Here is a 21,621-nt window from a genome sequence, read left to right on the forward strand (position 1 = left end):
TATCTACCGGGCGCCAAGCCCCAACCAAGGAGAACCCCCATGGCCGAGATCAAGGATCCGGAAAACACCATCCTGATGGAAACCACCAAGGGCAAGGTCGTCATCGCGCTCTTCCCGGATCTGGCCCCCGGCCATGTCGCCCGCATCAAGGAATTGTCGCGCGAAGGCGCCTATGATGGCGTCGTCTTCCACCGCGTTATCGCAGACTTCATGGCCCAGACCGGCGACGTGAAGTTCGGCAAGAAGGGCGGCGACAGCTTCAACCCCGGCCGTGCTGGCATGGGCGGATCGGAAAAGCCGGACTTGAAGGCTGAATTCTCGGCCACCCCGCATGTCCGCGGCACCTGCTCCATGGCCCGCTCGCAGAGCCCGAACTCGGCCAACAGCCAGTTCTTCATCTGCTTCACCGATGCACCCTGGCTCAACAAGCAGTACTCCGTCTGGGGTCAGGTCATTGAAGGCATGGACATCATCGACCAGATCAAGAAGGGCGAGCCAGTCTCCGATCCGGATTCGATCCTGTCGATGAAGGTTGCCGCCGACGCCTGATCGGCTTAAAGCCACACCAAGCCCGCCTCGGTGCACGGCACCCGGGCGGGTTTTCGCGTTTAGACCCGCCACCTCAATCCTTGCGAACAGTGATGCGTGTAGACCTCTTCGACTTCGACCTGCCGGATGACAACATTGCGCTCAGGCCCGCAAGCCCGCGCGACCATGCCCGTTTCCTGGTGGTGCGCCCTGACGCCGATCCTGTGCTCGAAGACCATCATGTCTACGATCTGCCGTCCTTCCTGAGGCCCGGCGACGCCCTCGTCTTCAACGATACCAAGGTCATCCCGGCCCAGCTCGAAGGCATCCGCCATCGTGAGGGGGCCGAGGAGATCGCCGTCTCCTGCACGCTGCATATGCGCGTCGGCGGCTCAAGATGGAAAGCCTTCGCCAAGCCGGGCAAGCGCATCAAACCCGGCGACCGCATCGATTTCGGCGTAGGGCAGGGCGACAGCGCCACCTGCCTGATGGGTTCTCTCGTCGCGACTGTCGCCGAAAAGGGGGAAGCCGGCGAAATCGAGCTTGCCTTCGACTTCTCCGGCCCCGACCTCGATCAGGCGATCGCCACCGTCGGCCACATCCCGCTTCCGCCCTATATCGCCGCCAAGCGGCCGGAAGACGAAAAGGATCGCGCCGACTATCAGACCATCTATGCCCGTGAGGAGGGCGCCGTGGCCGCGCCGACCGCCGGCCTGCATTTCACGCCAGACCTCTTCGCCAAACTCGACGCCGCCGGCATAGAGCGCCATTTCGTCACGCTGCATGTCGGCGCCGGCACCTTCCTGCCGGTCAAGGCGGATGATACCGCCGAGCACAAGATGCACGAGGAGATCGGCTATATCTCGCCCTCGACGGCTGCTGCCCTCAATGCCGTGCGCGCCCGCGGCAACCGTATCGTCGCCGTCGGCACCACCTCGCTGCGTCTTCTCGAAAGCGCCGCGGAGGAGGGGGGCCACATTCCCGCCTGGTCGGGTGCCACCGGCATCTTCATTACGCCCGGCTATCGCTTCAAGGCGGTGGACATGCTGATGACCAATTTCCACCTGCCCAAATCCACGCTCTTCATGCTGGTTTCCGCCTTTGCCGGCCTCGCTACGATGCGGGACGCATACGCCCACGCCATCAAAACCGGCTACCGCTTCTACTCCTACGGCGATTCCAGCCTGCTCTTCCGGAAAGACGACTGACCGATGTCCGAGAATTTCACGTTCAATCTGAAGGCCGTAAGCGGCAAGGCCCGCCTCGGCGAGATCACCATGCCGCGCGGCACGATCCGCACACCGGCCTTCATGCCGGTCGGTACCGTCGGCACCGTCAAGGCCATGTATCTCGACCAGGTCAAGGAAGGGGGCGCCGATATCATCCTCGGCAACACCTATCACCTGATGCTGCGCCCCGGCCCGGAACGGGTCGCCCGCCTTGGCGGTCTGCATGAACTCATCCGCTGGCCCGGCCCGATCCTGACCGATTCGGGCGGTTTCCAGGTCATGTCGCTGTCTGGCCTGCGCAAACTCGACGAACAAGGCGTGACCTTCAAGAGCCATGTCGATGGTAGCTTGCACCACATGTCGCCGGAACGCTCGATCGAGATCCAGGGACTGCTCGACAGTGATATCCAGATGCAGCTCGACGAGTGCGTGGCACTGCCCGCCGAACCACGCGAGATCGAACGCGCCATGGAGCTCTCGCTGCGCTGGGCCGAACGCTGCCGCATCGCCTTCGGCACCCAGCCGGGCAAGGCCATGTTCGGCATCGTCCAGGGCGGCGACCAGCCAAACCTGCGCATCCGCTCCGCTGAAGGCCTAAAACAGCTCGATCTCAAGGGTTATGCAGTCGGCGGTCTTGCGGTCGGTGAGCCGCAAGCGGTGATGCTCGACATGCTGCGCATCACGCTACCGGTTCTGCCCACCGAAAAGCCGCGTTACCTGATGGGGGTCGGCACGCCGGATGATATCCTGAAGTCGGTCGCCGAAGGCATCGACATGTTCGACTGCGTCATGCCGACGCGCTCCGGCCGCCATGGCCTGGCATTCACCCGACGCGGCAAGGTCAATATCCGCAACGCCCGCCACGCCGAAGACATGCGCCCGCTCGACGAACAGTCGAATTGCCCGGCGACCCGCGATTATTCGCGTGCCTATCTGCACCACCTCGTGCGCTCCAACGAGGCCCTCGGCGGCATGCTGCTCTCCTGGAACAACCTCAGCTACTATCAGGAACTGATGCAGGGCATCCGCCAGGCGATTGCCGAAAATCGCTTCGAGGACTTCAAGGCCGAGACGATTGAGATGTGGAACCGCGGCGACATCGACCCCGTCTGAACGACACCGGTGAGGCGAGGGCGGGGCAACAGCTCCGCTCCACCGCCGCAGCGACCGTCAGATGCCCTGGCTCGACGTCTCCCGCTTCATGCGCACGCCATTGATGGCGAAGCTGCCGTCCTTCTGGCGTTTCAATTCGTAATAGACCGCCCAGTCTTTTCCGTCAGGCGCTGAAATCAGAACCTCCTGGAAGGCAACCTGGCCATCGGGCGAAATCTGGTTGCGGCCGAAGGCATAGTTGCCGGGCCGATAGACCGGTCCGTAACTCTTCTTCACCATCTCGAAGAAACGGTCGGCATTGGGAAAGACCGACTTGATCTCCGGGGACGCGAAGGAATAGGCGGCCGCCGCATCATCGTTCAGAAAGGCGGTGATCTGTCGCTCGATCACGCCTTTCGCCAAACCAGCCGGATCGCCGGTCACAGCCTGTTGAGCGACCGCCAATGTCTGCATCCCTGCCATCAGAAGAAAAAGGGCCATTCCAATCCGCATGCGCATCATGATTCCCCTCGCGTTTCAGTCATCGCACCTAGAAGAATAGGACGATTCGCGCGGCCGGGAAGATCCGTATCTGCGATCTCGCGACAATCGCGGATTTGTGAACATCGCTCGCTACGCCTGTATTGAGGGGCGAAACGCGGACAGATCGGAGCCGATGAGAAATTTTCCGGGGACTTGGGCGAGAAAAACGGAGATCGGGCAGGGGACGATGACAGCGTCGGAGAAGCGAAAGACGGCTGTATCCAAACGCTGCCCACGCTTGCCGCCGCGCAGATTTACAGTAGAAGGCAGACATGACTTCGAAACCCGTGCGGATCCCTGAAAAATGCGCCTTTTCCTAGGATCCGATTTCCATGTCGATTATCGTCAGAACCTCGACTGGCTGCGCGCACTGTCGCGCGCCGATTTCACCGATGACGTCCTGATCGTTGCCGGCGATCTCTCCGACGAACTCGATCTCGTCAAAACCTGTTTCGACGAACTCGTGCCGCGCTACCGGAAGCTTCTTTTCCTTCCCGGCAATCACGATTTATGGACGGCTCGAAGCGGGAAGGGGCCATCCTTCGACAAATTCGAAACACTGAAAACGCTCTGTCAGGGGTACGGCATCGAAACCAGCCCCATGGCAATCGGCAAGACCCTGATCGTCCCGCTACTCGCCTGGTATGACTATTCCTTCGGCGAGCCGGGGCCGACCATCAAGCGCGGCTGGATGGATTTCTACAAGTGCAACTGGGAAGGCTTGAACCCGGCAGAAGTCGCTGAACGCTTCGACGCGATGAACGTGATCCCGGACACGTCGGGCTTCGACACCGTCTACAGCGTCTCGCATTTCGTGCCCAGGCTCGACCTCATGCCGGCACGCTATCCGGAGAAGCACAAGGCGCTGTTTCCGGTCCTCGGCACCGATCGGCTGGAGCGCCGAATTCGCGAGCTTGGCTCATCCAAGCACTTCTACGGCCACAGCCATCTCAACCGCAACAAGATGCTCGACGGCGTGACCTACATCAACAACGCCTTCGGCTATCCTTCGGAGACCGAGATTTCAGCCAAGACGATCCTGCAGGTGGCGGATCTCTGAGAGAGCTGAGGGAATGATCTGCATGTCATGCGCAGTGACGCGCCAACATCCGCGCGATGATACGACGCTCATCAAGGTCAATGTGGGAGTAGGTGCGTTCCATTGCAGTCTCCTTGCGAGTGACAACCCATTGGTATCATTCGCAAGTCGCACTTCATCCTTGAACCCACCCTGGGAATACAAAAATCGCATAAGATAGATTATGGAACTTAGATGACAACCGAGGTGCGCAAAGCGCCTACAGGTCGACCGCCACATACTCCGCTATCTCTGCGCCGACGTCGACGGTCCTCTAGCCCCGCCGTCAACTCTTTCGCAGCGCATCCGGCTTGTGCGCGGCCTTCTTACCCGTCTTGTCGCTCTTGACGATGTACTGCGGATCCGCAGCGGACGCCTTTACCGCGTGTCCCTTGATTTTCGTCTGGCTCGTTTGTTTCTTCACGACCTTGCCTTCGGTCTTGCCCTGGCTCGTTTCCCAGGTCACCTTGTCGCCTTTATGCAGTTCTTTCGTCATCTGCAGGTCTCCGATCGCTATGGCGCCAGTTCTTCGATCACTGAAGTTTCTTCTCTGCCCAGTCTCGTCCCGCGTCGCCGCCCCAGAGCAGCCATGCGATATAGCCGGCGGACGGATCGTCGGGATCTCCGAACCGGGCCGCATCCTTGTCGACGGCGTGGCGGGCGAAATAGCTTTTCATCCGCTTGACGGTGTCCTCGGAAAGGTTGCGCCGGTTCTTGATGTCTCGGGCCCTTGCCACGCCCACATCCGTGCCGCCCCGTTTGAACTCGCTGCGCAGCGCGAGGCCTTTCTCGGCGGCCCGCGCCATGGCTTCCGTCGGCTTGAACCTGTCGTCCATTCCTGTCGCTCCTCGTTAGATGATTGAAGCGTGACCACGCTCCAAATCCGCTAACGGGATCCAGACTTTACGGTTCCATACGAGCCATTTCGGATGCTACGCGCTCTTCGCCCCGAGACTCCCGGCAAATTGGCGCCACCTGATCTTCATGCGAAATATCAGAAAGTTCAATTATCCATCTGAACCGATACGGAAAAGAGGTCGTATCCTGGCTCGACGCTAGCCGGTGTCTCAGCCATCACCGTGTCGTAATCGAGCGGTGTGTGCATATGTGTGAGAACGGCACGTTTCGGTGCGAGCCGCTCGATCCAGCCGAGCGCCTGCTCGAGCGAGAGATGGCTCGGATGCGGCCGGTATTGCAGAGCGTCGATGAACAGCAGGTCCAGTCCGGACAGCTTGGCCACGGTCTCGGCAGGGAAATCCGAGACGTCACAGCAATAGGCCACGTCGCCAACACGAAGCCCGACGGATAGGATGTCGCCATGCTGCTGTTTGAGCGGCGTGAGCGAGATGGTGCCCCCGGCGCCACCGATATCGATCGGCTGCGACAGGTCCTCGATGACATGCGGCTCCACGATCGGCGGATAAGCGCTCCCCGGCGGTGTCTTCAGGCAATAACCGAACCCTTCCTCGATGCGGCTCATCGTATAGGGCTCGGCATAGATGGGAATGCGCTTGTGCTGGCTGTGAAAATAGCCGCGCAGATCGTCGATGCCATGGAGATGATCGGCGTGCGCATGGCTGTAAATGACAGCGTCGATATGTTCGACCTTCGAACGGATCATCTGCTCGCGGAAATCCGGCCCCGTATCCACGACGACCACGGTCTTTCCGCCATCCGGCGCGATTTGCTCGATCAGAAAGGACGCCCGAGACCGCCGGTTTTTCGGATTGCCCGGGTTGCAATTGCCCCAGTCGCCATTAATCCGGGGCACGCCGGGAGACGAGGAGCAACCGAGCAGCGTGAACCGGCGCGTGACCTTCATCAGGACTCCCTCAGCTCAGCCTGGGCATCTTCGAGAAGCACCGGAAGGCATTCTCGGTCGTGATCTCAGCCATTTCTGCGTAGCTCACGCCCTTCACCTCCGCCAGAACCTCCGCCGTATTGACGACATAGGACGGCTCGTTGCGTTTTCCACGCCAGCGCTTCGGCGCCAGATACGGCGCATCCGTCTCGACCAGCAACCGGTCCATCGGCACGGTCTTGGCAATCGCGCGCAGCTCTTCCGATTTGGGAAAGGTCACAATGCCCGAAAAGGAGACATAGCCGCCGAGCGAAACGCCGGTATCGGCCAGAGCCTGGCCGGAGGAGAAGCAATGCAGGATGAAAGGGAAGGCCCCCTTCCCTGTTTCCTCGGTCAGAATCGCCGCCATGTCCTCATCGGCGCTGCGGCTGTGGATCACCAGTGGCAGACCGGTGCGCCGTGCCGCCTCGATATGGCGGGCCAGGCCCGTTTTCTGGTCCTCGGGCGTCTGCGTGTCGTAAAAATAGTCGAGCCCGGCCTCGCCGATCGCCACGACCTTCGCATGCCTTTCCGCAAGCTTCACCAGCTCGTCCGCCGTCACATCCAGCTCGTCACCGGCATTGTTCGGATGCGTGCCCACCGAGCAGAAGACGCTCGGATAGCGCTCGGTGAGGGCCAGCAGTGTCTCGAGCTTCCTGACCCGCGTCGAGATCGTCACCATCTGCTTCACGCCAGCTTGGTGCGCCCGCGTGACCAGTTCGTCACGCTCGCTGTCGAAGTCCGCGAAATCCAGGTGGCAATGGGTATCGATGAGCATGGTGTCAGGCCTTGCCCGCGTCCGGGGCGACGTAACGCGGGTAAACCGGCGAGGGTGCCGGCAGTTCCGTGCCTGGCTGCAGGCGACCGGCAGCGCCGAGCTTCGCAAACACCCGGTCTTCCCCGGCGACGGCCACGAGATCGAGGATCTTCGCCGAGGTTTCCGGCATGATAGGCTGGAAGAGAATCGCGATCTGGCGCACCACGTCGGCCGTCACGTAAAGCACGGTCCCCATGCGCGCCTCGTCGGTCTTCTTCAAGACCCACGGCGCCTGGGCCGCGAAATAGCGGTCGGCCTCGTTGACGATGTTGATGATCGCAGCGACGGCCTTATGGATCTGCTGCTTGCCCATCTCCTCGCGACAAATGTCGATCGCCTCGTCGGCAATCTTCAGGATCGCTTCGTCTTCCGGCGTCAGCGCACCCGGCGTCGGTACCCTGCCCTCGCAGTTCTTGTTGATCATCGACAGGGAGCGCGAGGCCAGATTGCCGATGCCGTTGGCGAGATCGGCGTTGATGCGTGTCCCGATGCCCTCTTCCGAATAGCTGCCGTCCTGGCCGAAGGAAACTTCGCGCAGGAAGAAGTAGCGCACCTGATCGAGGCCGAAATGGTTCACCAGGTTCACCGGATCGACGACATTGCCGAGCGACTTCGACATCTTCTCGCCCTTGTTGAGCAGGAAGCCGTGGGCATAGACACGGCGAGGCAGCGGTAGGCCTGCCGACATCAGGAAGGCCGGCCAGTAGACGGCGTGGAAGCGGATGATGTCCTTGCCGATGATATGCACATCAGCCGGCCAGTATTTCGCACGCGGACCGTTCTCGTCTTCGACGTAACCGGTCGCGGTGATGTAGTTGGTGAGTGCATCCACCCAGACATACATCACATGTTTGTCGTCACCCGGCACCTTGATGCCCCAGTCGAAGGTCGTGCGCGAGATCGACAGGTCCTTGAGCCCCGACTTGACGAAGGAGATCACCTCGTTGCGGCGCTCGTTCGGGCCGATGAAATCAGGCTGGTCCTCGTAAAGCTTCAAGAGCTTGTCTTCATAGGCCGAGAGCTTGAAGAAGTAGCTCTCCTCTTCCACCCATTCGACCGGCGTACCCTGCGGACCGTAGCGCACGCCGTCGGGCCGCACTTCGGTTTCCTCTTCCTGATAATAGGCCTCGTCGCGCACCGAATACCAGCCGGCATAACCGCCCTTGTAGACGTCGCCGTTCTTATCCATCCGCCGCCAGACTTCCTGCACGGTCTCGTGATGGCGCTTTTCGGTCGTGCGGATGAAGTCGTCGTTCGAGGAATTGAGCAGCTTGCCCATCTCGCGGAATTCGTTGGAATTCCGCTCGGCCAGCGCTTCCGGTGAAATGCCTTCGGCGCGTGCCGTCTGCTGCATCTTCTGCCCGTGTTCGTCCGTGCCCGTCAGGAAGAACACGTCCTTGCCGTCGAGACGCTGGAACCGCGCCATGGCGTCGGTCGCGATCAGCTCATAGGCATGGCCGATATGCGGCTTGCCGTTCGGATAGGAGATGGCAGTGGTGATGTAGTAGGGATCGCTCATGGCTTCTTGTTGTCTTTTCGTCGGTTGCGATTGGCGTGTGCGATTTGTCTGGGCGCCGGGCAGAGGCAGCACGAAAGGCGAGCCACGAACGGCGACATCGAATGGGGTCGAATGCTCTTAAAACATTCCTTGCCCTTTAGGAACATCCGTTTTGCTGCAGCGCCACCAAGATCCGGCACGCGCTGATCAGCGCGTCACGGCCGCCAGCACGTCGAGGATCGTCTGCTTGCGGTCGAGATTATAGGCGCCAGCCACCGTCAGTTGCTCGCCGATGGTGGACGTCAGCCGTGCATAATGTTCGGCAGCGGCGAGGTTTCCCGCATGCGCGAACTGCCGTGCCGTCTCGGCCAGATGATCGCCCAGATGCTCGATGAAGAAGCCGAAGGCGACATCGCTGTCCTTGCCTGACAAGGCGTCGGCGATTTTGAACATCATCTTGCGCTGCGATGGCCCTGATGAAGCAAGCATCTGCTCGAACGCCTCGAGAATGTCGGCACCACCGTAATTCACCAGTTTCAAGGCACGCGCCACACTGCCCTTGGCAAGCGACAGCACCGCCTCACGCTTCTCGGTGGGCATCGACAGCCCCAATTGCCCAAGCGCCTGATCCATCGCGGTCGGTGACAATTCGTGCAGCCGAAGGGGCAGGCAGCGCGACCGGATGGTGGGCAATAGTTTCCCCGGCGCGTGGGACAGCACCAGGAACATTGCCCGCTTCGGCGGCTCTTCCAGAATTTTCAGAATCGCATTGGCCGCGTTGCGGTTCAGGTCATCGGCGGGATCGATGATGACGATCCGCCAGTTTCCCGTACCCGATGTCTGGCTGAAGAAATGCCCGGCCTTGCGCACTTCGTCGACCGTGATCGCCTGCTTCACCCGACCGGTCTTCTCGTCGACAGGCCGCGACAGATGCAGGAGATTGTGGCTGGCACCTGAGGCGATCTGCCGGCTGATCGGGTGCTCCGGATCAGGGTCCTCGATCGCCTCAGGTGCGGACAGTGGGTCGGGATGGCGAAGGATGTGATTGGCGAAGCGGAAGGCAAGCGTTGCCTTGCCGATTCCCTCCGGTCCCTCGATCAGCACGGCGTGATGTCCCTTGCCGGACTTGTAGCTGCGCGCGAGAAATTCTTCCGCTTCGGCATGACCGAAAAGCCGGGTATTGAGTGCCGGCGCCACCGCACCATCCAGCAGCCCTGCCTTCTCCTCGCTCATCGGCCCGCCACCTGATCATTGCGCTCGCTACGACGCTGCGCCATCACCAGCAACACGTCGGCGAGGACATCGCGGGCGATCCGCTCGACATCGAGACTGGCATCGATGACCCGGCAACGCTCCGGCTCGCGCGCGGCGATGTCGAGAAAGCCCTGGCGACGTTTTTCATGCACGTCCGTGCGTTCCTTCTCGAAGCGATCCGGCTGCGCCGGTGAGGGTGCGGCCCCCGCACGACGCCTTGCACGGGCAAGGCCGATGCTGGCAGGCAGATCGAGAATCAGGGTCAGATCCGGCATGGTCCCGGCAACCGACACCCGCTCGAGCGCTGCCATCAGCTTCGGCTCCAGATTGCCGGTCACGCCTTGATAGACACGCGAGGAATCGACGAAGCGGTCGCAGAGAACAACCTGCCCCCGCGACAACGCCGGACGCACGAAACAGGCGAGATGATCGGCCCGGGCGGCTGCAAAGAGCATGGCCTCCATCCGGATGCCGAACGGTTCGGCCGCGCCGGACAGCAGCACATGGCGCAGCGCCTCGGCCCCGGGAGACCCGCCGGGCTCGCGTGTGACCACGACGTCGTGGCCACGTTCGCGCAAGGCTTCGGCCAGCAGGCGGATCTGGGTCGATTTCCCGGCCCCCTCGCCTCCCTCGAAACTCACGAACAATCCGGGACCGGTCGCCAATGCCTTGCCTTCTTCCCACGCCTTCAGAAGTGCGTATCGCAAACTGCCCTTACGGGCACTTCCAGTGGCTCTACCGCAAGACGCAGTCAAACGAAACCGTCCTGCGCGTGATCGGATGGCTTTTTGCGTCAGAGCCAGAAGAACAGGAGTTCGATCAGCGCGTCCCATGCCCGTTGACGCAGTGTACCCACCTCGACGGCTGCAGCACTTTGTAGTGGAACCGAAACCAGCGGCCGCTCACCGGACAAAAGATTGAGGACTGCAATCTCGGCCCCCGCTAAAACAGGCGGCCTCAGCGGCCAGCGATAAACGATCCGCGCCTGCAGCCGCTCGGGATTGTTGACCGGCACATAAACTTCGACTGGCTTGGAAGCAACCAAAGGCACGGTCGACTGCGCGCCGCCATAGACGCTCGCCTCGCCGATCACCTCGTCCTTCTTGAACAACTGCCGCATCTCGAACCCGTCGAAGCCCCAGTTGAGGAGCCGTGTCGCTTCTTCAGTGCGCTCCTTGTCGGTTGCAAGCCCGCCGAGTCCGAGGAACAGCCGCCGTCCGTTGCGCTCGACAGAGGCGACGATGGCGTAACCGCTCCCCTCGGCAAATCCGGTTCCCAGCCCGTCCGCGCCGATGCCGAGCAGCGGGTTGCGGTTGCGCTGAAGGATCTTGTTCCATTCGAATTCAGGGATCGAAAACGTAGCGTAGAGTGCCGGATACTCCCGCTGCAGATGCTGCGCCAGCGTCACGAGATCGACAAGCGTCGATCGATTGTCCGGATGGGGAAGCCCTGTGGAATTGCCGAAATGGCTATCCTTCAAACCCAGTTCTGCCGCCCGCCCATTCATCCGCTCAACGAATTTCGCCTCCGAACCCGCCATGCCCTCGGCAATGATCAGGCAGCCGTCATTCGCCGTCTGCACCGCAATGCCCTTGACCAGATCGGCCACGGGAACCTGGCTCTTCACCGCCGCAAACATCGTCGAAGTTCTGGAGGGCGCCCCGCCCGTCCGCCAGGCGAATTCGGAGACGGGGTAAATCGTGCCGGGCCGGATCTCCCCCTCGGTCAAAGCCTGGAAGACGATTTCAAGCGTCATCAGCTTGGCAAGCGAGGCCGGCGCAAAGCTTTGCCGTTCGTTCTTGGCAAGGAGCACCGTGCCGGTGGAAGCCTCGATCAGATAGGCCTGCCCAGCCTTCGTCTCCATCACGCCCGGCTTCGGCGCATCCTGGGCCCGCACCGGCATAAGCGTCCCCGCAATCAAGCAGAGCGCGCCGAGGAGAGCGGTGAAGGGGAAGCGAGAACGCATGGTCACATTTCGGCTCGGCTGGCGCTGTCAAAGCAGGATATCGCTCCGGGCCGCCGCAGTCAGAGCCCCTTGGAGAGCGTGATCCCGCCTTTGGCAACCGAAGAGAGAATCGAGCTCTCGGTGAGACCGCCATTGCGCACGAGAATGGCATCGAAGGCAAGCGTGCCGGCAGTGCTTCTCTCTTCCGCATAGGCCGCTGCGTAACCGGAACCGTCATATCCGGGCACGTGATGCGGGCGCAGGCCGGGGACGGGTCCAATCTGTGGAAGCGCGACGAAAACCTGCCCATCGGCAGCCGCCATACCCGGCGCTATGGCCGGCTGCGTCATCAGAAGTTGCGCGTCGAGCGTGTGGGGTGCTGCCCCGCCACTCGGCGTGGAGCCCGACAGCGCCGTCTGATACACCGGCTCAGGCTGCGGCCTGTATTGCGGCACGGCCACGTCGTTTGAAGCGACCATCACGCCAGATGCGATTTGACCTTGCGGATCGATGACCGGACCGCGCTCGCCCTTCTTGACGTAGGAGGCCATCAGATAAGGCATGTCATGCCCATCCATCCGTGCCGGTCCGACATACTGCACCCGCACCTTGCCGGTGCCGCTATGGGCCATGTCCAGCATGTCGGCGGTCTTGTTGGAGAGGTCGATCAGGCGACCCCGATGAAACGGTCCCCGGTCGTTGATCCGGACGATGACGGAGCTGCCATTGGTGAGGTTGGTGACCCGCGCATAGCTCGGAAGTGGCAATGTCGGATGGGCGGCCGAAAGATATTCCTTGTCGTAGAGTTCGCCATTCGCGGTCAGGCGACCATGGAACGCGTCGCCATACCACGAGGCGATGCCGATCTCGTCGTAGCGCGGATTCTCCTTGGGCACGAAGGTTTCGCCCTTCACCACATAGGGCTTGCCGACCATGTAGCGGCCGCCGCCTTTCGGCACAGGCCCACTCGCCACCAGCCGGGGGCTCGCCTTCACGCCATACACCGACTCGGCAAAATACTCCTTCGAGCGCTTCGGCTTCTCCGCCGTTTCCTTGGTGGTCGAACAGGAGGCGGTAAAGGCGCACATCAGCGCCACGCCCAGCCATTTTCCACCCATGGCCAGCCGGCCGCCTGTGCTCGAATGCATATGTCCCACTTCTGATCAGACGGGCCGCGCGACATCCCCTGCCTCGCCGGGGAAGCCCCGCCCGTTCGCCTGCGCAAGGAGAAGGCTGTGGAAAAGTGGCCAAAATGGGAAATGAGGCGGCTGAGCGCCCGACCAAATAGATTCATGGTTAGCCCATGGTTAATGCGCAGACCCCTTGCTGACCCGCACGGCAGCTTTCACTTGACCGACAACAGCCCTTGCCAAATCGAAAGCCTTTGCGCATAACCCCGTCCACGGGGAAGTGTGTCCGAGTGGTTTAAGGAACCGGTCTTGAAAACCGGCGTGCGGGAGACCGTACCGTGGGTTCGAATCCCACCTCTTCCGCCATCCCACAAGTTGTCTACACCGAAAACTTGAGCAACGCCTCGTCCTGAGAGGCAGTCTGATGGCATGTCCTGGGGCAAGTGGCAGGCCATCGCCGGAAACGGCTCCTTTTCCCGTTTTGCCACACATCCGACGGCCGGGCAGATCATCCGGTAAGGATCCTTACCGATCGACTTGTTTCATTCGAAACTATCCGTGGGAATCCGGGTTGGATTTTGACCGGTTACCTCCCGGTGGCCGGTTAAGCCTTAGGAGGAGATATCATGCGAAAACAAGTGAGAATCTGCCTGATTTCGGCTGGCCTGATGGTCATGTCCGGAGTGGTTGTCGAAGCGGGAGGGCTAAACATCGGCGGTGATCGCGGCATCAGCCTTGATGTCGACACCAGCGACGGTGTGGGCGCCCGCGCCTCGGTCGCCGGCAGCCGAGGGATAAATGCCGACGCCAAACTTGGCGGCAGCCGGGGCCTTGCGGATGCGGACGCATCCGTCGGCGGCACCCGGGGCATCAACACCGGCGTCAATGTCGGCACGCATGACGGGCTCACCGCTGACATAGATGCTTCTGTCGGCGGCAGCGGCGGTCTGAACGCTTCGGTCGGAGCTACCCTCGGCGGGAGCAGCACTGGGGCAGACATCGACCTTGGGATCGGCGGCAACACGCCGGGCACTGACCCTGGCGCCCCCGGCGGCGGTGGCCTGACGGGACCCCAACGTCAAGCCTTCCAGAACATGTCCAGGGATGACCGTCGCAAATTGCTCGTCCGCTGCGACAGCATCACCGGCGCCAGCTATGATGCGCAACTGGTGGAACTTTGTCGTCTGCTGCGGTTGAGTGCGGCACGCTGACGCGCGCGGGGTCGACTGCCATGGCGCTCGGCCCCGCATTCTCCGCCGGTGCGCCACGCCGAAGACATTTTCAGACGATCACTAAAATACAAGCAATGGACTTAGCAGCCCTCGAAGCGATGAGCAGGTATAACTGCTCCCAGGTTTCGATATGGGATCCAAGATGCGTGTCATGATCCTCGTAATGATTGCTGCGGTGTTCAGCATTCTGGCGATCAAATTTTCGAACGGCGCCTTCGGTAGCGGCCGTCTGACTGCGTCGCCAAGCGAAGTGGCGCTAGGATAGCGCTCTTGATCGCTAAGTTGCAGATATGCCACGGCGATAGTATATCTCCCCGAGAACCTCCGACTTCTTTGCCACATCGGAACTGCTTTCGCCGCAATTGCATTGTTGATCGACAGGCAGGAGTACAACACAATGAGAATGATCTTCGTCCTGCTGGTCGCTTCGGTGCTCAGCATATTGGCGTTTAAATACGCCAACAATTCCATGGGCGGCGGCGAACTGATGGCCTCGCCCATGGACGCCGCGCAAGAGTCCTGACACATCGACGCGCGCTCACGGGCGCGCCGCCCATTCAGCCAAGCAGGGCTCCCAGCCAGTCTTTCGACAGATGCGTCTCGAGTTCGGCCGCGACATCGTCGAGCGCCGCATCGACAAGGCTTCGATAATCGGTCCCGCCGCCGCGAATACCGAAACTCTCCAGAAGGCGCTCGCGATAGGCATCGCTTGAAAATAGCCCATGCAGATAGGTGCCGGCTATTCGTCCGTCAGCAGAGGTGGCGCCATCCGCTCGGCCATCGATTGCAACCGGCGCCCTCGCCCGGTCGGCCCCCTCGGTCACCCCAAGGTGGATCTCGTAGCCGGAAAGCGGCACGTCGTAATCGAGGGAATGCGCCCGGCTGTTGCGCACCGTCTTCTCCGCCGCCATCACTGTATCGACGTCCAGCAGGCCGAGCCCCTCCACTGTGACGGGTGCCCCTTCCAGGCCGAGCGGGTCTGCAACCGTGCGGCCCAGCATCTGATATCCGCCACAGATCCCGATCACGCGCCCGCCCCGTCTGACATGCAGCGCGAGATCGCGGTCCCAGCCATTCGCCCTGAATTCCGCGAGATCGCCGATCGTCGATTTCGACCCAGGCAGGATGACCAGCCCCGCATCGACGGGCAACGGATCACCGCCCCGCACGAAGACAAGATCGACTTCAGGCTCGAGGCGGAGCGGATCGAGGTCGTCGAAATTGGCGATCCGCGAGAGAACGGGCACGGCGATCTTCAGCGCTCCACCCTCGCCCCGGGCGAGCCTCTCCAGCACAACGGAATCCTCGGCGGGCAACCGGCTTGCCGCCTTAAGCCAGGGCACGACGCCGAAACACGGCCAGCCGGTAAAGCCGCCAATGGCCGAAATCCCTTCGTCAAACAACGTCACGTCGCCGCGAAACTTGTTGATGATGTAACCGGTGATCTGCCGCCGGTCCTCCTCCGTCAGGATCGTATGCGTGCCGACCAGCGAAGCGATCACCCCACCCCGATCGATGTCGCCGACCAGAACGACCGGAACATCCGCTCGCGTCGCAAATCCCATATTGGCGATATCGCCGGCCCGAAGGTTGATTTCGGCTGGCGAGCCCGCACCCTCGACGATCACGAGATCACGCCCCGCAGACACTTGCCGAAAGCTGTCCAGCACGGCCGCCATCAATTGCGGCTTCAGCCGCTGGTAATCGCGCCCCTTCGCCTGACCGAAAACCTTGCCCTGTACGATGATCTGGCTGCCCGTCTCGGTCTGCGGCTTCAACAGAACCGGGTTCATGTGCACGCTGGTCGGTATGCGCGCGGCCAGCGCCTGCAACCACTGCGCCCGGCCGATCTCGCCTCCATCATCGGAAACGGCAGCATTGTTCGACATGTTCTGCGGCTTGAACGGCGCGACATTCAGGCCTCGGTTTGAGGCGAGCCGGCAGAGGCCGGCGACCAGTATCGTCTTTCCGACATCCGAGCCCGTTCCCTGCAGCATTATCGCTTTCGTCATGCCGTCCTGTCCTGTCTGCGTCGCAAACCCGTTGCCCTGTTTTCGCTGCATTTGCCGCGCTTCCGCCATGAAGGCAGCCGCAGATACGACACTGCGACAGCCTGTCGCGTCGATCCCGCTCGCAATCGTCAGTTTGCGACAACCGATGGCGGTTTGTGATCTGGCGCAATCACGACGGAAGGATTATCTGCGACATCAAGACCGGCGCTCCGGAAGAGAGCGCGGCACCTTTGAGGAAACACCCATGCTCTACATCCTGCACAACCGCAATAGCCTCGCCATCGCCTGGAACGGCCGCGCTCCGTCGGCGGCACCCGTCGCCCGTTGGGAAGTTCGCGACCCGCGCAAGCCGCTTGGTCTGAAGAAGGCCTGATCTCTGGGTTGGAACGTTTCTGCCGCTGGGCGGCATCTGGGATCCGTAACGGCTCTCCAGAAAAATAAACGCCCCGGGACGCGATACAGGATCCGGGGCGCAACCGCTGAGCAACATCGACGGCCCGTCCATCTATCGCGACAGGCGTTACCGGATCGTTATCGCGCCACCTTTCATTCACTTTTTTTGATTTTTTTTCATCGGCGTCCAAAGGGGCGCCGAACCTGCGTTAGCGCCGCAGTTGAGACAGCCGACGTCTCAACTGGGAACGCGGCCACACGGCCTTGTCGCTCCAACCGGTCCGGCTGCCTCACACTTGTGCGTTATGGCCTCCAACACCGCACAAAATGCGGCATATTAAGTCGCTGCAATGATTAGCCGCGGGGCGGCCGCACTCCGCACCGCATGTCGGGAGGTTGATTTCTGAAATCAAAGACGTAGGCTGGACGAGCGATACGTGATCGGCCGGGGCTTTTGCCCTCCAAGACAAGATCCGAACGCGAGGAGTGCAGCGGCCGACCAGACGCGATCGGACCGGGCATTCCATGATGGATAACCATTGGCGGAGCGGTCAGCAGTAGCCGTAGCCGCCCGTCCCGATGAACGCTGCTAGATAAGACTGGGAGGTCTTAACTCCATGAAGAAGCTCCTCGCTGCCACGCTTTTCGCCGCGGGCATTTATGCAGCCGCTGGGTCCGCCCAGGCTGCCGAATGTGGCGATGTTTCGATCGCCGAAATGAACTGGGCCTCGGCCGGCGTCGCCGCCTATGTCGACAAGATCATTCTGGAAAGCGGCTATGGCTGCACCGTGACCGTCGTCACCGGTGATACCATGCCGACCTTCGCTTCGATGAACGAGAAAGGCCAGCCCGACATCGCCCCGGAATTCTGGGTCAACGCCGTGCGCACCGCGCTTGACCAGGCGATTGCTGAAGGCCGTCTGATCCAGGCCGCACCGCTCCTCTCCGACGGGGGTGTCGAAGGCTGGTGGATTCCGAAGTTCATCGCTGATGAACATCCAGACATCAAGACGGTCGAGGACGCCCTGAAGCATCCGGAACTGTTCCCGGCTCCGGAAGATCCGTCCAAGGGCGCAGTGACCAACTGCCCGTCCGGCTGGAACTGCCAGGTCTCCACCGCCAACCTCTACAAGGCGCTCGGCGCCAAGGACAAGGGCTTCGAACTGGTCGACACGGGCTCGGCTGCCGGCCTCGATGGCTCGATCGCCAACGCCTTTGAAAACAAGAAGGGCTGGCTCGGTTATTATTGGGCTCCGACCGCCATCCTCGGCAAGTACGAGATGGTCAAGCTCTCCTTCGGCGTAGACCATGACAAGGCCAACTGGGATGCCTGCACCGCGGTTCCGGATTGCCCGGATCCGAAGGTCAATGCCTATCCGGTCTCCGACGTCTACACCGTCGTCACCAAGGGCTTTGCCGAAAAGGCCGGCGTTGCCATGGACTACGTGAAGACCCGCAAATGGGACAACGCGACCGTCGGCAAGGTTCTGGCCTGGATGGAAGAAAACCAGGGCACCAATGAAGATGGCGCCAAGCACTTCCTTGAAACCTATCCGGAAATGTGGACCACCTGGGTTGCTCCGGAAGTTGCCGAAAAGGTCAAGGCTGCCCTCTGACCTCACGGTCTATCGACAGAATGCGGCGGGTGTCTCACCCGCCGCAATTTTCACGAAGCGGCGTGCCGCATTGCGCCATTCGAAAGCTCCCGACGTCGCAGATGGCATGAATTCCCAAGAGGAACTCGGTTAGCCTGTCGTTCGTGATGCGGACCGAGGCGACAGATGCAACGCCGCGAACGCCCTCGCCGCACCCCCGGGTGTCTTCAACGAGCAAGGGTCGATAAGGGGACAAAAATGGCTTCGACTTTATGCAATTATCTGCCGGAACTGCTCTGCAAGTTTCCGGCGATCGACCAGACGCTCATGCGCGGTGTGCGCAAGACCGTCGATGACAGCTTCAAAAGCTTTGTGCGCGCCTACGGCAACGTCATCGACGCGCTGACAACGCCCCTGCAGCACTTCCTCAACGGGCTGGAATCACTTTTCGTCAATACCCCGTGGTTCATCATCCTCGCCGTCATGGTTCTGGTGGTATATTTTGCAAGCCGAAACATGCGCATTGTCGCGGTCACCGTGATCGGCATGCTCTTCATCGGCCTGGTCGGCCTGTGGGAAGACACGATGATTACGCTCGCGATCGTCACCGTCTCCACCCTTCTTGCCATTGTTATCGGTATCCCGATTGGCATCCTGATGGCCCGCTCCGACCGCGCCCAGTCGGTGGTCAATCCCATCCTCGACGTCATGCAGACGCTGCCGAGTTTCGTCTACCTGATCCCCGTCGTCATGATCTTCGGCATCGGCAAGGTCCCGGGCGTCATCGCCGTCGTGATCTATGCCGTACCGCCAATGATCCGCCTCACCAATCTCGGTATCCGGCTTGTCGATCGCGAGGTGCTCGAAGCTGCAGACGCGTTCGGCTCTTCGCCGGGCCAGAAGCTGATGAACGTGCAGATCCCGCTGGCGCTTCCGACGGTCATGGCCGGCATCAACCAGACCATCATGATGTCCCTCGCCATGGTCGTCGTCGCCTCGATGATCGGCGTCGGCGGTCTCGGCAAGAACGTGCTTCAGGCGATCTCCAACCAGTTCCTGACGATCGGTTTCCTCAACGGCTTCGCGCTTGTCGCGATCGCCATCATCTTCGACCGCACCAGCCAGGCATATGGCAAGCGCCTTCAGCGCCACACGGAGGTAGTCCATGGCTAGTCACGGCATTGAAATCAGGAACCTTTACAAGATTTTCGGCCCCAATGGCGCTGCGCATATCGAAGCGGTCAAAGCAGGGATCTCGAAGTCGGAGCTGAACGAGAAGCACGGCCATGTGCTGGGCCTCAAGGACATCAACATCTCCATGCCCGCCGGTGGCATCACCGTCGTCATGGGACTGTCGGGTTCCGGCAAGTCGACGCTGATCCGTCACATCAACCGGCTGATCGAGCCAACATCGGGCGAAGTGCTCTATGACGGTGTCGATGTCTGTCAGATGAACCAGCTGGAACTGCGCGAATTCCGCCGCCACAAGACGGCAATGGTCTTCCAGAAATTCGCCCTCCTGCCCCATCGCACGGTGCTAGAAAACACGGTCTACGGCCTCGACATTCAGGGTATTCCACGCTCGAAAAGCGAGGAGATCGGTCGCCGCTGGATTGACCGGGTCGGCCTCGCCGGTTTCGAGGGGCATTATCCAAACCAGCTGTCGGGCGGCATGCAGCAGCGCGTCGGTCTTGCCCGTGCGCTGTCCAACGACGCCGACATTCTGTTGATGGACGAAGCCTATTCCGCTCTCGACCCGCTGATCCGCGTCGACATGCAGACCGTGCTGCTCGACTTGCAGCAGGAGTTGAAGAAGACGGTGGTGTTCATCACCCACGATCTCGACGAGGCGCTACGCCTCGGCGACAAGATCGCCATCCTGCGGGATGGCCAGGTTATCCAGCAGGGCTCCGGCCAGGATATCGTGCTGCAGCCGGCCGACGACTACATCTCCGCCTTCGTCAAGGAAGTGAACCGCGGTCGCGTCATCATGCTCGGCACCATCATGTCGCCCTCGACAATGGCGGCCGAAGGCTTGGCACTGCCGAGTGACATGGTTCTGGAAACAGCAGCCCGGATGATGACCGAGGCCCGCCAGACCAGCGCAAACGTCGTTGATGAGGCGGGCAAACCCGTCGGTCATGTCGATCTACAGCAGATCATCGGCGCCATGGTCACGCCCAAAAGCCACGAAGACAACCAGATCGCCGCCGCGTAATCGCTGGTATCAACACGATGACACGGCCTCGCCATCGGCGGGGCCGTTTCGCTTTCTGCCGTCTGCTGGAAAACCGCAATTGAAATCACATAAAGACTTCTTTATATGATTGGTCAAATCATCAGAGGAATTCACCATGGCAACCGCGTCCAATCCGCTCTCCGAACTCCTGGCCGAAAAGGGTGTGCTGCTCGCCGATGGCGCAACCGGCACAAACCTGTTTGCGCAAGGGCTTGAGGCCGGTGAAGCGCCGGAATTATGGAACGAGGCGGAGCCGCACAAGATCGTCAAGCTGCATCAGGATTTCGTCGATGCCGGGGCTGACATCATCCTCACCAATTCCTTTGGCGGCACCCGCCACCGGTTGAAGCTGCACAACGCCCAGGATCGCGTCTTCGACCTCAACAAGAAGGCGGCCGAAATCGCCCGCAGCGTCGCCGACAAGGCCCCCCGCAAGGTCATCGTCGCCGGCTCCGTCGGCCCGACCGGCGAACTGCTGATCCCGCTCGGTGCCATGAGCTACGAGGATGCGGTCGCCGCCTTCGTCGAGCAGATGGAAGGTCTCAAAGCCGGCGGCGTCGACGTCGCCTGGATCGAGACCATGTCCTCGCCGGACGAAATTCGTGCCGCAGCCGAGGCCGCGGTCAAGGTCGGCCTGCCCTACACGTTCACCGGCTCCTTCGATACCGCCGGCAAGACCATGATGGGCCTCGACCCGAAGAACATTCACGGCGTTGCGCCTGACATCGGTTCCGGCCCGCTCGCTGTCGGCGCCAATTGCGGTGTGGGAGCCTCGGATATCCTCGCGAGCCTCCTGGATATGACCGAAGCCGATCCGGCCGCCACGGTCATCGTCAAGGGCAATTGCGGTATCCCGGAATTCCGCGGCTCGGAAATCTTCTATTCCGGCACCCCGCCCCTGATGGCCGACTACGCCCGCCTCGCCCGCGATGCCGGCGCCAAGATCATCGGCGGCTGCTGCGGCACCTCCTGCGGCCACCTCGCCGCGATGCGCGCAGCACTCGACGACTACACGCCCGGCCCGCGTCCGACGATCGAAACCATTGTCGACCGCATCGGTCCGCTGCGCAACAAGACGGCAAGCGAATCGAGTGCCCAGGACAGTGGCCGCCGCAGCCGCCGTCGCGGCTGACGTTGAGTGGGTTGAGCCGCCTCGTCTGTCACCCACAGCATGGCGGAATAAGCTCAACCAGCCT

22 protein-coding genes and 1 tRNA gene are annotated in these 21,621 nt (G+C 61.4%); 12 read left to right on the forward strand and 11 right to left on the reverse strand.

From position 1 onward, the window contains the following. Nucleotides 1-39 precede the first annotated feature (39 nt). From FJQ55_RS09995 to tgt, 3 genes are all read left to right on the forward strand, one after another. On the forward strand, nt 40-549 hold the full coding sequence (locus FJQ55_RS09995) for a peptidylprolyl isomerase (protein ID WP_140827596.1): 510 nt from the start codon (nt 40-42) through the stop codon (nt 547-549). 92 nt (nt 550-641) lie between these two features. After that, nucleotides 642-1,736, forward strand: coding sequence for a tRNA preQ1(34) S-adenosylmethionine ribosyltransferase-isomerase QueA (gene queA, locus FJQ55_RS10000; protein ID WP_140827597.1), 1,095 nt, complete (start codon nt 642-644; stop codon nt 1,734-1,736). 3 nt (nt 1,737-1,739) lie between these two features. Beyond that, the gene (gene tgt / locus FJQ55_RS10005) at nt 1,740-2,870 is read left to right on the forward strand and encodes a tRNA guanosine(34) transglycosylase Tgt (protein ID WP_140827598.1); all 1,131 of its coding nucleotides are present in this window, start codon (nt 1,740-1,742) and stop codon (nt 2,868-2,870) included. A gap of 57 nt (nt 2,871-2,927) precedes the next feature. On the opposite strand, the gene FJQ55_RS10010 is transcribed toward tgt, so the two are convergent. Beyond that, complete coding sequence (locus tag FJQ55_RS10010) at nt 2,928-3,350, reverse strand: DUF4864 domain-containing protein (RefSeq protein WP_246085064.1); 423 nt, start codon at nt 3,348-3,350, stop codon at nt 2,928-2,930. A gap of 346 nt (nt 3,351-3,696) precedes the next feature. Between FJQ55_RS10010 and FJQ55_RS10015 the strand changes: the two genes are divergently transcribed. Next, the gene (locus tag FJQ55_RS10015; RefSeq protein WP_140827600.1) at nt 3,697-4,452 is read left to right on the forward strand and encodes a metallophosphoesterase; all 756 of its coding nucleotides are present in this window, start codon (nt 3,697-3,699) and stop codon (nt 4,450-4,452) included. A gap of 304 nt (nt 4,453-4,756) precedes the next feature. Here the strand turns inward: FJQ55_RS10015 and FJQ55_RS10020 are convergent, their stop codons facing one another. From FJQ55_RS10020 to FJQ55_RS10060, 9 genes are all read right to left on the reverse strand, one after another. Continuing rightward, a complete protein-coding gene (locus FJQ55_RS10020) occupies nt 4,757-4,966 on the reverse strand; it encodes a hypervirulence associated TUDOR domain-containing protein (RefSeq protein WP_140827601.1) in 210 nt (69 codons plus the stop codon). Between the two features lie 37 nt (nt 4,967-5,003). Beyond that, the gene (locus FJQ55_RS10025; protein ID WP_140827603.1) at nt 5,004-5,306 is read right to left on the reverse strand and encodes a hypothetical protein; all 303 of its coding nucleotides are present in this window, start codon (nt 5,304-5,306) and stop codon (nt 5,004-5,006) included. A gap of 167 nt (nt 5,307-5,473) precedes the next feature. Then, nucleotides 5,474-6,292, reverse strand: a complete 819-nt coding sequence (locus tag FJQ55_RS10030) for an MBL fold metallo-hydrolase (RefSeq protein ID WP_140827604.1) — start codon at nt 6,290-6,292, stop codon at nt 5,474-5,476. Nucleotides 6,293-6,302: 10 nt separating this feature from the next. Continuing rightward, nucleotides 6,303-7,088, reverse strand: a complete 786-nt coding sequence (locus FJQ55_RS10035) for a TatD family hydrolase (RefSeq protein ID WP_140827605.1) — start codon at nt 7,086-7,088, stop codon at nt 6,303-6,305. Between the two features lie 4 nt (nt 7,089-7,092). Next, nucleotides 7,093-8,709, reverse strand: coding sequence for a methionine--tRNA ligase (gene metG, locus FJQ55_RS10040; RefSeq protein WP_281285496.1), 1,617 nt, complete (start codon nt 8,707-8,709; stop codon nt 7,093-7,095). Nucleotides 8,710-8,832: 123 nt separating this feature from the next. Next, complete coding sequence (locus FJQ55_RS10045; protein WP_140827608.1) at nt 8,833-9,858, reverse strand: DNA polymerase III subunit delta'; 1,026 nt, start codon at nt 9,856-9,858, stop codon at nt 8,833-8,835. After that, a complete protein-coding gene (gene tmk, locus FJQ55_RS10050; protein ID WP_140827609.1) occupies nt 9,855-10,544 on the reverse strand; it encodes a dTMP kinase in 690 nt (229 codons plus the stop codon). Before tmk ends, FJQ55_RS10045 begins: the two co-directional genes overlap by 4 nt. 128 nt (nt 10,545-10,672) lie before the next feature. Continuing rightward, nucleotides 10,673-11,782 carry a D-alanyl-D-alanine carboxypeptidase family protein gene (locus tag FJQ55_RS10055; protein WP_140829207.1) on the reverse strand — a complete coding sequence of 370 codons (1,110 nt, stop codon included), beginning with the start codon at nt 11,780-11,782 and terminating at the stop codon, nt 10,673-10,675. A 122-nt stretch (nt 11,783-11,904) separates the two neighbouring features. Next, entirely contained in the window at nt 11,905-12,972 is a 1,068-nt protein-coding gene (locus FJQ55_RS10060) for a septal ring lytic transglycosylase RlpA family protein (protein WP_140827611.1), read from the reverse strand. 258 nt (nt 12,973-13,230) lie between these two features. Between FJQ55_RS10060 and FJQ55_RS10065 the strand changes: the two genes are divergently transcribed. The 3 genes from FJQ55_RS10065 (at nt 13,231) to FJQ55_RS23855 (ending at nt 14,709) form a co-directional block, all read left to right on the forward strand. Continuing rightward, nucleotides 13,231-13,320 (forward strand) — tRNA-Ser (locus FJQ55_RS10065). A gap of 260 nt (nt 13,321-13,580) precedes the next feature. Next, a complete protein-coding gene (locus FJQ55_RS10070) occupies nt 13,581-14,165 on the forward strand; it encodes a hypothetical protein (RefSeq protein WP_140827613.1) in 585 nt (194 codons plus the stop codon). A gap of 418 nt (nt 14,166-14,583) precedes the next feature. Beyond that, a complete protein-coding gene (locus FJQ55_RS23855) occupies nt 14,584-14,709 on the forward strand; it encodes a hypothetical protein (protein ID WP_274533387.1) in 126 nt (41 codons plus the stop codon). Between the two features lie 34 nt (nt 14,710-14,743). On the opposite strand, the gene FJQ55_RS10075 is transcribed toward FJQ55_RS23855, so the two are convergent. Then, complete coding sequence (locus FJQ55_RS10075) at nt 14,744-16,198, reverse strand: cobyric acid synthase (RefSeq protein ID WP_140827615.1); 1,455 nt, start codon at nt 16,196-16,198, stop codon at nt 14,744-14,746. A gap of 244 nt (nt 16,199-16,442) precedes the next feature. On the opposite strand from FJQ55_RS10075, the gene FJQ55_RS23860 reads away from it, so the two are divergent. From FJQ55_RS23860 to bmt, 5 genes are all read left to right on the forward strand, one after another. Then, entirely contained in the window at nt 16,443-16,571 is a 129-nt protein-coding gene (locus FJQ55_RS23860; protein ID WP_281285482.1) for a hypothetical protein, read from the forward strand. A 637-nt stretch (nt 16,572-17,208) separates the two neighbouring features. Then, a complete protein-coding gene (locus tag FJQ55_RS10080) occupies nt 17,209-18,207 on the forward strand; it encodes an ABC transporter substrate-binding protein (protein WP_140827618.1) in 999 nt (332 codons plus the stop codon). Nucleotides 18,208-18,444: 237 nt separating this feature from the next. Further along, nucleotides 18,445-19,359 (forward strand): ABC transporter permease, encoded by a 915-nt coding sequence (locus tag FJQ55_RS10085; protein WP_140827619.1) that lies wholly within the window; start codon nt 18,445-18,447, stop codon nt 19,357-19,359. Further along, nucleotides 19,352-20,404, forward strand: a complete 1,053-nt coding sequence (locus FJQ55_RS10090; RefSeq protein WP_140827621.1) for a quaternary amine ABC transporter ATP-binding protein — start codon at nt 19,352-19,354, stop codon at nt 20,402-20,404. The genes FJQ55_RS10085 and FJQ55_RS10090 overlap by 8 nt, the downstream gene beginning before the upstream one ends. 136 nt (nt 20,405-20,540) lie before the next feature. Next, complete coding sequence (gene bmt, locus FJQ55_RS10095) at nt 20,541-21,557, forward strand: betaine--homocysteine S-methyltransferase (RefSeq protein ID WP_140827622.1); 1,017 nt, start codon at nt 20,541-20,543, stop codon at nt 21,555-21,557. Nucleotides 21,558-21,621: the final 64 nt, after the last annotated feature.

The organism is Rhizobium glycinendophyticum (assembly GCF_006443685.1).
Taxonomy (GTDB): domain Bacteria; phylum Pseudomonadota; class Alphaproteobacteria; order Rhizobiales; family Rhizobiaceae; genus Allorhizobium; species Allorhizobium glycinendophyticum.